Here is an 8,759-nt window from a genome sequence, read left to right as displayed (position 1 = left end):
CGCCGACCACCTGCTGGACCGCGCCGCGCCGCAGGCCGACCGCGCCGCCGTCACCCAGGCCGTGCTGGCCGATCCGCGCGTCACGGGCGTGCATCAGCTGCGGACCCGCATGGTCGGGCCGGTGATGATGATCCAGATGCACGTCGATCTGGACGGCGCCCTGACGCTGGACGCCGCCCACGCCATCGTGGTCGAGGCCGAACGCCGGGTGCTGGCGCGGTTTCCCGGCGCCGACATCCTGATCCACGCCGATCCACGCGGCCGGCCGCAAGCGCCTGTCCCAGGGTCACCCGATCCGACCACGGAGACGCCTGCGGAGTCTCCGAATGCGGCTCCGAACGCCCCGGTCGCCAAGGGCCCCTGGTCGTAAGGCGGTAAACGCCGATTTAACGGGTCGGGGCGCATCACCCCCTGATGGCCGACCCTTGCGTTCTCTTCCACTTCGCCTTCCAGCCCGCCTCTCGCGCCGCGCGTCTGGCGCTGGGCGAGGCGCGGATCGAATGGACGGATACGCCGGTCCGTCCGTGGGAGGAGGACTGCCCGGTCAACGACTTCAACCCGTCGGGTCTGCCGCCGGTGGTGCAGACGACCGACCGTGGGCGCCCGCTGACCCTGTGCGAACTGCCCGCCGTCCTGGGTTGGATCGAGGATCAGCAGAAGGGGCCGCCGCTGCTGCTGCCCGCCGACGCCGCCGAAAGGGCCGAGGCGCGCCGCCTGACCGGCTGGTTCGAGCGCCGCTTCATGGACGAGGTCGACGCGGTCCTGCTGCACGAACGGATGGAGAAGCCCCTGCTCAAGCTCGGCCCGCCCGAGGCGCGCGCCCTGCGCGACGGTCGCGACGCCTTGAAATCTCACCTGGCCATGTTGGAGGATCTGGTCGCCGCCCGCGACTGGCTGGCCGGCCGCAGGCTTAGCCAGGCCGACCTGATCGCCGCCGCCCACCTGTCGGTGCTGGACTATTTCGGCGAAATCCAGTGGAAGACCTGGCCCGGGCTGAAAACCTGGTACTCCAAGCTCAAATCCCGCCCCTGCTTCCGCTCCCTGCTGGCCGACCGCTTCGTCGGCGTGCCGCCGTCGGGGTGGTATGCGGATCTGGACTTTTAAAGCGCCTCTGCGGCCAGACGTGCGATCCACAGCCTGGCCCGGCTGACCAGTTCATCCTTGCGCCGCAGGTCCGAGAGCTCTTCCGGCAGGCGATCAAGCTGCTCAAAGCGAAAATCCTCGGGCGCGTGCGCCTTCCACGCCGCCTGAAGCGACCGGTACGGACTGCCGCCGTGGCGCAAGGCGAACCACAGGCCGTTCTGTTCGGTGTCAATGTGGCGGCTCTTGCCGACCCATACTTGGCCCGTCGCGCTGCAGATGACGGCATAGACGCCGGCGATGGTCGGCCGATCTTTGTAAGCGGCGATCAGCGCCTTTCGGCTTGTGGTCATGACAGCTCTCCTTATTATCCGGGTATTATCCTATCCATTAGTTATATCCGGGTAAATATATGGACGACGACATTCGCCGGCTGGTCCTGTTTGACGGGCCCGACCGGATCGTCGCGGGGACCGAAGCCGTCGTGTCGGCCGCGTTCCAGACGGCTCTGGCGAGCTCGCCCCAGGCGGCGCTGCGGGTCTTCGACCTCCAGACCGGACGCGCGGTCGATCTCGATCTGCGACCGACGCCGCCCAAGCGAGGCCGGCCGCGCCTTGGCGTCTCCGCGCGCGAGGTGACCTTGCTGCCTCGCCACTGGGACTGGCTGGCGGCCCAGCCCGGCGGCGCCTCGGCCGCCTTGCGCCGTCTGGTGGAGCAGGCGCGCAAGACCGCCGCCGACGACGATGCGCGCCGCCGTCGCATCGACGCCGCCTATGGCTTCATGGTCGAGATGGCCGGCGACGCCCGCAACTTCGAGGAGGCCAGCCGCGCCCTGTTCGCCGGCGACCGCGAGCGTCTCGCCGCGCTGATCGCCCCTTGGCCCGCCGACGTCCGGGCGCAGATTCTGGACCTGTTCGATGGCGAGGCCGTCTCCTCCCCATGACATGGGAAGGGGGACCGCGCATGGCGTGGTGGAGGGGCTCTTGAAGTCCCACGGGCGCCTGCGATACGGGGGCGGCCCCTCCGTCACGGCGCGAAGACGCGCCGCGCCACCTCCCGCTCCGCAGGGAAGAGACTTCGTGCTATCCCCCGCCCCGTGTCCGACCGCCTGAAAACCTTCATTCGCCAACGCGCGGCCGAGCTGGGCTTCGATGTCTGCCGGTTCGCCTCGGCCGCCGACGCCTGGCCGGCGGGCGAGCGGCTGCGGCGTTTCGTCGACGAGGGGCGGCATGGCGACATGGAATGGATGGAGACGACGCTGGATCGCCGCCAGCATCCGACCGCCATGTGGGACGAGGCGAAGACCGCCATCGTCCTTGGCATGAACTACGGCCCCGAGGAGAACCCGCTGGACCAGCTGGCCGACCGCTCGGCCGGATACATCTCGGTCTATGCGCGCGGCGACGACTATCACGAGGTCATCAAGGGCCGGCTGAAACAGCTGGCGGGTCAGATCGCGGCCCGCAACGGCGCCGACATCAAGGTCTTCGTCGATACCGCCCCCCTGATGGAGAAGCCGCTGGCCCAGCGCGCCGGCCTGGGCTGGCAGGGCAAACACACCAATCTGCTCAGCCGCACCCACGGCAACTGGCTGTTTCTGGGCACAATCCTGACCGCCGCCGAGATCGAGCCGGACGCGGCCGAGACCGAACACTGCGGCCGTTGCACCGCCTGTCTCGACGCCTGTCCGACGAACGCCTTTCCCGCCCCGTTCCAGCTCGACGCCCGGCGCTGTCTGTCCTATCTGACCATCGAGTTCGCCGGTCCCTGGCCGGTCGAGTTCCGCACCCTGACCGGATCGCGCATCTATGGCTGCGACGACTGTCTGGCGGTCTGTCCGTGGAACAAGTTCGCGCAGGAAGCCCGCGAGATCCGGCTGCTTCCCCGCGAGGCGTTCGAAAGCCCGCGCCTGCATGACCTGCTGGCGCTGGACGACGCCGCCTTCCGCGCCCTGTTCACCAAGAGCCCGGTCAAGCGGATCGGCCGCGACCGCTTCCTCAGGAACGTCCTCTACGCCGTCGGCAACTCGGGCGACGCGACCCTGATCGAACGGACCAGGGCGCTGATAGCCGACCCCTCGCCCCTGGTGCGCGGCGCGGCGGTCTGGGCGCTGTCGCGGCTGACATCGCCGGGCGAGTTCGCGGTCCTGACCGAGGCGACGACCGAGACCGATCCCCAGGTCCTGGCCGAATGGCGGCGGCCCAGAACCGCTCAACCCGCGTAATCTCCGCGACGAACGACAGCGATTTCAAAGTCCTGAAGTCCAGCAGCGACCGCTACCCTACCGCCCTCGCATGCTGAGCTATACTGCCCGTCTGGTCTTTGACATTCGCCGCAGAACTGCAAACCGTTCGCAAAAATCTGCACAAAAGTGCACTCAAAAAAACTGCAGTGCACCTGGCGTCTCCGCCCCATGAAATGGGGAGGGGACCGCGTAGCGGTGGAGGGGCTCTTGACGTCCCACAGACGTCCGCAATGCGGCGCGCAGCCCCTCCGTCACGACGCCAAGCGGGCGCCGCGCCACCTGCCCGCTTCCCAGGGAGGAGACGGTCGGCCTCACCCCATCGCCAGCCCGACGCCCGATCCGCCGCCCGGCACCTGCTCCACATCCAGCAGCTTAAGCCGGAAGATCAGAACGGAGTTGGCCGGAATCTTCGGATTGCCCTGCTCGCCATAGCCCAGTTCGGGCGGCACATAGAGCAGCCATTCGTCGCCGACGCGCATCTTCTGCAGCGCCTCGCTCCAGCCCGGAATGACTTCCTCGGGTCTAAAGATCGCCGGCGCCCCGCGCGCGAACGAGCTGTCGAACACGGTGTTGTCGACCAGCTTGCCCTCGTAATCGACCTTGACCAAATCGTTGCGGTCCGGGCTGACGCCGCCCGCCGGACCCGACTGGACCACCTTGTACTGCAGGCCGCTGGGCAGGGTCTGGACGCCTTCGGCCTTGGCGTTCTTCTCCATGAAGGCGGCCGCCTCGGCCTTGCCCGCATTCGGATCGACCGGCTCGGCCCGGCCGCAGCCCGCCAGCATCACCGCAGCGAACAGCGCCGCCCTACCCCATCCGAAGTTCATAGCCGCGTTCCTTCAAGGCCTCGCCGATCTCGTCGGCGTGGGCGCTATCGCGCGTTTCGACCATGATGTCGAACTCGGCCCCCTTGGCCGGCACGTCCAGCGCCAGACGGTTGTGGACCACGTCGATGATGTTGCCGCCCAGCCCCCCGATCACCGCCGCCATGGCCGACAGCATCCCCGGCCGGTCGTCGCCCAGGATTCGGTAAACCAGCAATCTCCGTTCACGGACCATCTCGCGATTCAGCACCACGGCCAGCATCCGCGCGTCGATGTTTCCGCCGGTCAGCTCGATCCCGACCTTCATGCCCTTGAAGGCTTCCGGGTTGGCCAGCATGGCGGCCAGACCGCCCGCACCCGCCCCTTCGCAGACCGTCTTCTCCATCGTCGCCATATAGGAGACGCCGCGTTCGAAATCGGCCTCCTCGCAGACGAAGACCTTGTCGATCAGGTCGTTGGCCAGGCCGAAGGGAATGTCCCCCACCGCCTTGATGGCGATGCCCTCGGCGATGGTCTGGCCGGTGCAGACCGGCGGCAGGCCCGCCCGTTTGGCGGTGAAGGACGGATAGCGGGCCGCCTCGACGCCGAACACCTTGATCCCAGGCTTCATCGCCTTGGCCGCGATGGCCGTGCCCGCGATCAGGCCGCCGCCCCCGATCGGCACGATCAGGGCGTCGATCTCGGGCGCATCCTCCAGGAACTCGATGCCGCAGACGCCCTGGCCCGCCACGATCCCCTCGTCGTCGAAGGCCGAGACGAAGACATAGCCCTTTTCGGCCTCCAGCCGCTTGGCCTCCTCGGTCGAGCCGGTGAAGTCCAAGCCGTGGATCACCACCGTCGCCCCGTGCGAGCGGGTGCCGTTGATCTTGGCGAAGGGGGTGCCCTCGGGCATGACGATGGTGACCGGCACGCCCAGCCGCCCGCCGTGATAGGCCAGGGCCTGGGCATGGTTGCCGGCGGAAGCCGCCACCACCCCGCGTCTGCGCTCGTCCGGGGTCAGCAGCAGCAGGCGGTTCAGCGCCCCGCGCTCCTTGAAGCTGCCGGTGAAGTGAAGATTGTCGAACTTGACCCAGACCTCGGCCCCGGTCAGCTGCGACAGCCGGCGGGAATAGCGGGTCGGGGTGTGGTCGACCTGGCCCGCGATGCGGGCGCGGGCGGCCTGGATGTCGGCGTAGGTGACGGTCATGCGGCCTGTTTCGCGCGTTGTCGCGCCCCGGTCCAGAGCCGGGGCATCTTGACCGTGGATGTCGCCCCTCGGGTCGTGCGATAACGGCGTGGGTCGTTCCCCCGCGACCCGTCGCTTTCGGAGGAAAAGCTCATGTCCCGCCGTCTCACCGTCGCCGCAACCGCCGTTGCGGGCCTGGCCCTGACCGCGCTCGCCGCCTGCGCCCCCACCGTCGGCGGCGGCCTGCCCGGCGCCGGCCCCGCCGCCTTCGCCGAATCGGACTTCGCCTGGTCCCAGGCCCCCGGGCGCAACGCTATCCAGGGCCAGATCGCCTTCGCCCAGGACGGCAAGGCCTTCGCCTGCGTCGGCAATGTGGGTCTGACGCCCGACACCCCCTACACCCGCGCCCGCTTCCGCACCCTGTACGGCTCGACCGAGCGCGCCGCCGTGCCGGCCGCCGTGGTCCGCGCCCGCACCGTGGCCGACGCCAACGCCAACTACGTCACCTATGTCCGCGACACCCAGTGCCGGGCCGGCCGGTTCCAGTTCGACGGCCTGCCGGACGGCGGCTGGTTCGTGATCGCGCCGGTCAAGGCCGACGGCGACCCCATCGTCCTGATGCGCCATGTCCAGACGCGCGGCGGACGGGTAGTGTCCCTGACGCTGTGATCCCGTCGCCGCGCGTCACGAAGATGCGACCCCGGTAACGCGGGTCGCCATCTTCTGGCCGCGAGCGCCCCGGAGGGGTTAGGGCTTCTGTGTGCCAGTCGGGGGAGCGTCTTCTTTGTCCCAACACAACATCATCGGCTCCGAGGCCTTTACGCGCGGGCCATCGGTCATCATCCGCAAATACAAGTCCGGCGGGATGCGCCGCCGCCGCGCCAAGACGGTGGCCACCTTCATCGCCGGGGCCGCCGCCATGCTGACGGCCGGGCTGATCGCCGCGGCCGCCATCTACGGCCCCGCCCTGGCGAACTGAGACTAAGGCGTCAGGCCAGCCAGACCATCATCCGCGTATCCGCCTCGGCCGCCCGCGCGCGGCTCCAGGCGCGGCGCGTCTCGCCGGTGTAGAGGAAGCCGGCCTTTTCCAGCACCCGGCCCGAGGCGGGGTTGTCGGCGAAATGGCCGGCGACCAGCGCCCGGCGCTTCCACTTGCGGCTGGCCCAGACCAGGGCGGCGTCCAGCGCCTCGGTGGCGAAGCCCCGGCCCCAATACTCCCGCCCGATCCAGTAGCCGGTCTCCGGCACGCGATCCTCGCCCTCAAACAGGCCGATCACCCCGATGGGACCGGCGTCCTCGTGATCGATCACGAAGGTGTTGGCCCGCGCCGGATCCTGGGATGCGACCTGCAGCACGAAGTCGTCGGCGTCGCGAACCCGGAACGGGTGCGGCATCCGCTTTGTCATGCGCGCGATGTCCAGATCGTTGGCCAGGGCGGCGATGCGCGGCGCATCCTGGGGCGCGGGCGCGCGCAGGACCAGGCGCCGCGTCTCGACGACGGGGGAGGTTTCAATGACGCACATGGCGATCGCCTCATTCTCTCGACCATCTCCTTGAAGGGCTCGGACGGTCTTCGAGGCGGGGAACGCAAACGGGGAGCCTGGTGATCCAGACTCCCCGCGGAATATTTCCCTGGTCCGGATCGGCTGCTGTCGTGAGCAACGCGATCCGGTGAAATCCCAGCTCGCGTTACTCGGCGGCCATCGCCACTTGGGCGTCGTCGTTGGCCGCGAGAATCGACACGTAACAACGGCCGCCACGTTTGGTGGTGAACTTCACCGCGCCCTGGGTCAGGGCGAACAGGGTGTGGTCGCGGCCCATGCCGATGTTCTCACCCGGGTGGAAGGTGGTGCCGCGCTGACGCACGATGATGTTGCCGGCCAGCACGCGCTCGCCGCCGAACTTCTTCACGCCGAGGCGCTTCGACTCGGAGTCGCGACCGTTGCGCGACGAACCACCGGATTTCTTGTGAGCCATCTTGCCGCTCCGTACTTTCTTGGTGCGCTACCGGCCGTTCGGCCTAGTTGAGCGCGTCCGCAACTTAGGTCTGGCGCCGAGGCGCCGGTGAATGTCTTAGGCTTCGTCGCCGGCGGCTTCGGCCTTGGGCGCGGCCTTCTTCTTGGCCGGGGCCTTCTTGGCGGGAGCCGAGCTCTCGACCACGACGCCCTTGACCTCGGCGCCGTCCACGTCGGTCACGACCGTCTCGGTCGAACCCAGCGAGGAGGTGGCGTCACGAGCGGCCAGATTGCGGGCCCGCAGGTTGATCTCGGCCCTGGTGGTCAGATCGACCGTGCCGTCCCACTTGGCGGTCTCGCCGGCGCCTTCGATGCCGGTGATGCGCAGGACCGATTCCATCTGGCGATGGCCGTTGGTGCGGCGATAGCCCTGGCGACGGGTCTTCTTGAAGATCTTGATCTTCTCGCCCTTGCGGGTCTCGACCAGGGTCGCGCCGACGAAGGCGCCGTCGATCAGCGGGGCGCCCAGGGTCACGCCCTTGTCGCCGCCCAGCATCAGGACGCTGTCGAACTTCAGCTCAGCGCCGGCGTCGCCGTCGAGCTTTTCGACGACGATGGTGTCGCCCGGTTGGACCCGGTACTGCTTGCCGCCGGTCTTGATCACCGCGTACATGTTGAAGCCTCAGCGCAAACGCAAAAAAAGATACGCCCCCCGGAGATACCCCCGGCGGCGAAGAGCGGCGACATATACGGAAGGGCGTTCGAGAGTCAACGCCGAACCCGGCGGAAATTCAGCCCCGCCCGGATTATCCCTCGCCGTCGCGGCCCGATGTCCTCGGTCCCGGCGCCCTCAGTCCAGAGCGCAGACGTCGGGCAGGCCGCGCAGGGCGCCGGCGTGGTCCAGGCCGTAGCCGACCAGGAAGCGGTTGGGGGCCTCCCAGCCGACGAAGTCGGGTTCGGGCGCGCGGGGCCTGGGCCAGGGCTTGCGGGCGAAGACGCAGGTCAGGACCTCGGACGCGCCGCCCTCCCTGGCGATGCGGACCGCCTCGGCCAGCGACAAGCCGGTGTCGAACACATCGTCCAGTATAAGGACGCGCCGGCCCGCGATCGGGCGCTGGAACGGGGCGTAGACGTCGATCTTGCCCCGGCTGGACTGTTCATCGCCATAGGAGGCCAGCCACAGGGCGTCGAAGCGGACATTCCTGCCGACGCGGGCCAGGGCGCGGGTCAGGTCGGCGGCGAACCACAGGCCGCCGGTCAGCAGGACGGCGGCGACCGTCTCGTCGTCGATCACGGGCGCGATTCGCTGGGCCAGTTCGGCGACGATGCGGGCGACATCGGCCTCGGGCAGGAGAACGGTCGGCGTCGGGGAGGGATCAGCCATGATGCGAGGCCGATACCGCCTGGCCATGGGACTTGTCCACCGCCGGCGTGTCTGGGGCCGCGCCCGCCGGGCGCGCCTCGACCGGGGCGGCGTGCGGGGTTTCGGC

Annotated in this window: 13 protein-coding genes; 6 read left to right on the top strand and 7 right to left on the bottom strand. The window is 69.0% G+C overall.

Translation table 11 applies throughout. From position 1 onward, the window contains the following. Both RTU05_RS15750 and RTU05_RS15745 read left to right on the top strand, forming a co-directional pair. A partial coding sequence (locus RTU05_RS15750) for a cation transporter dimerization domain-containing protein (RefSeq protein WP_312599285.1) occupies positions 1-370 on the top strand: 370 nt, incomplete at its 5' end. 44 nt (positions 371-414) lie between these two features. Beyond that, positions 415-1,104: a glutathione S-transferase family protein gene (locus RTU05_RS15745; protein ID WP_312599284.1), complete on the top strand. Its 690-nt coding sequence runs from the start codon at positions 415-417 to the stop codon at positions 1,102-1,104. Here the strand turns inward: RTU05_RS15745 and RTU05_RS15740 are convergent. Further along, positions 1,101-1,433, bottom strand: coding sequence for a GIY-YIG nuclease family protein (locus tag RTU05_RS15740; RefSeq protein WP_312599283.1), 333 nt, complete (start codon positions 1,431-1,433; stop codon positions 1,101-1,103). The two genes, RTU05_RS15745 and RTU05_RS15740, sit on opposite strands and share 4 nt — an antisense overlap. A gap of 59 nt (positions 1,434-1,492) precedes the next feature. Here RTU05_RS15740 and RTU05_RS15735 point away from each other — a divergent pair, with 59 nt between their 5' ends. Both RTU05_RS15735 and queG read left to right on the top strand, forming a co-directional pair. After that, positions 1,493-2,023 (top strand): DUF2239 family protein, encoded by a 531-nt coding sequence (locus RTU05_RS15735; protein WP_312599282.1) that lies wholly within the window; start codon positions 1,493-1,495, stop codon positions 2,021-2,023. A gap of 153 nt (positions 2,024-2,176) precedes the next feature. After that, complete coding sequence (queG, locus tag RTU05_RS15730; RefSeq protein WP_312599281.1) at positions 2,177-3,304, top strand: tRNA epoxyqueuosine(34) reductase QueG; 1,128 nt, start codon at positions 2,177-2,179, stop codon at positions 3,302-3,304. A 332-nt stretch (positions 3,305-3,636) separates the two neighbouring features. Here queG and RTU05_RS15725 read toward each other — a convergent pair whose 3' ends face one another. Together RTU05_RS15725 and RTU05_RS15720 are read right to left on the bottom strand one after the other, a co-directional pair. Next, complete coding sequence (locus RTU05_RS15725) at positions 3,637-4,152, bottom strand: FKBP-type peptidyl-prolyl cis-trans isomerase (RefSeq protein ID WP_312599280.1); 516 nt, start codon at positions 4,150-4,152, stop codon at positions 3,637-3,639. Further along, on the bottom strand, positions 4,133-5,335 hold the full coding sequence (locus tag RTU05_RS15720; RefSeq protein WP_312599279.1) for a threonine ammonia-lyase: 1,203 nt from the start codon (positions 5,333-5,335) through the stop codon (positions 4,133-4,135). Before RTU05_RS15720 ends, RTU05_RS15725 begins: the two co-directional genes overlap by 20 nt. A gap of 132 nt (positions 5,336-5,467) precedes the next feature. Here RTU05_RS15720 and RTU05_RS15715 point away from each other — a divergent pair, with 132 nt between their 5' ends. Then, a complete protein-coding gene (locus tag RTU05_RS15715) occupies positions 5,468-5,983 on the top strand; it encodes a hypothetical protein (RefSeq protein ID WP_292023564.1) in 516 nt (171 codons plus the stop codon). Positions 5,984-6,098: 115 nt separating this feature from the next. Continuing rightward, a complete protein-coding gene (locus RTU05_RS15710) occupies positions 6,099-6,293 on the top strand; it encodes a hypothetical protein (protein ID WP_312599278.1) in 195 nt (64 codons plus the stop codon). A gap of 10 nt (positions 6,294-6,303) precedes the next feature. Here the strand turns inward: RTU05_RS15710 and RTU05_RS15705 are convergent, their stop codons facing one another. The 4 genes from RTU05_RS15705 to RTU05_RS15690 form a co-directional block, all read right to left on the bottom strand. After that, positions 6,304-6,837, bottom strand: coding sequence for a GNAT family N-acetyltransferase (locus RTU05_RS15705; protein WP_312599277.1), 534 nt, complete (start codon positions 6,835-6,837; stop codon positions 6,304-6,306). A 166-nt stretch (positions 6,838-7,003) separates the two neighbouring features. Beyond that, positions 7,004-7,291 (bottom strand): 50S ribosomal protein L27, encoded by a 288-nt coding sequence (rpmA, locus tag RTU05_RS15700; RefSeq protein WP_312599276.1) that lies wholly within the window; start codon positions 7,289-7,291, stop codon positions 7,004-7,006. A 96-nt stretch (positions 7,292-7,387) separates the two neighbouring features. After that, complete coding sequence (rplU, locus tag RTU05_RS15695; RefSeq protein WP_312599275.1) at positions 7,388-7,942, bottom strand: 50S ribosomal protein L21; 555 nt, start codon at positions 7,940-7,942, stop codon at positions 7,388-7,390. A gap of 177 nt (positions 7,943-8,119) precedes the next feature. Next, positions 8,120-8,653, bottom strand: a complete 534-nt coding sequence (locus tag RTU05_RS15690; protein WP_312599274.1) for a phosphoribosyltransferase family protein — start codon at positions 8,651-8,653, stop codon at positions 8,120-8,122. Positions 8,654-8,759 lie beyond the last annotated feature (106 nt).

Origin of the sequence: Brevundimonas sp. (assembly GCF_032017145.1) — a bacterium.
Taxonomy (GTDB): Bacteria; Pseudomonadota; Alphaproteobacteria; order Caulobacterales; family Caulobacteraceae; genus Brevundimonas.
Note: the sequence above shows the minus strand (reverse complement) of the source record. Positions and strands in the feature narration are given on the sequence as shown.

What these genes read in the sequence shown, in the direction of transcription:
- RTU05_RS15735 (WP_312599282.1), top strand. Translation starts at nt 1,493, where the DNA reads ATGGACGACGACATTCGCCGGCTGGTCCTGTTTGACGGGCCCGACCGG.
- rpmA (WP_312599276.1), bottom strand. Translation starts at nt 7,291, where the DNA reads ATGGCTCACAAGAAATCCGGTGGTTCGTCGCGCAACGGTCGCGACTCC.
- RTU05_RS15725 (WP_312599280.1), bottom strand. Translation starts at nt 4,152, where the DNA reads ATGAACTTCGGATGGGGTAGGGCGGCGCTGTTCGCTGCGGTGATGCTG.
- rplU (WP_312599275.1), bottom strand. Translation starts at nt 7,942, where the DNA reads ATGTACGCGGTGATCAAGACCGGCGGCAAGCAGTACCGGGTCCAACCG.
- RTU05_RS15740 (WP_312599283.1), bottom strand. Translation starts at nt 1,433, where the DNA reads ATGACCACAAGCCGAAAGGCGCTGATCGCCGCTTACAAAGATCGGCCG.
- RTU05_RS15715 (WP_292023564.1), top strand. Translation starts at nt 5,468, where the DNA reads ATGTCCCGCCGTCTCACCGTCGCCGCAACCGCCGTTGCGGGCCTGGCC.
- RTU05_RS15690 (WP_312599274.1), bottom strand. Translation starts at nt 8,653, where the DNA reads ATGGCTGATCCCTCCCCGACGCCGACCGTTCTCCTGCCCGAGGCCGAT.
- RTU05_RS15720 (WP_312599279.1), bottom strand. Translation starts at nt 5,335, where the DNA reads ATGACCGTCACCTACGCCGACATCCAGGCCGCCCGCGCCCGCATCGCG.
- RTU05_RS15705 (WP_312599277.1), bottom strand. Translation starts at nt 6,837, where the DNA reads ATGTGCGTCATTGAAACCTCCCCCGTCGTCGAGACGCGGCGCCTGGTC.
- RTU05_RS15745 (WP_312599284.1), top strand. Translation starts at nt 415, where the DNA reads ATGGCCGACCCTTGCGTTCTCTTCCACTTCGCCTTCCAGCCCGCCTCT.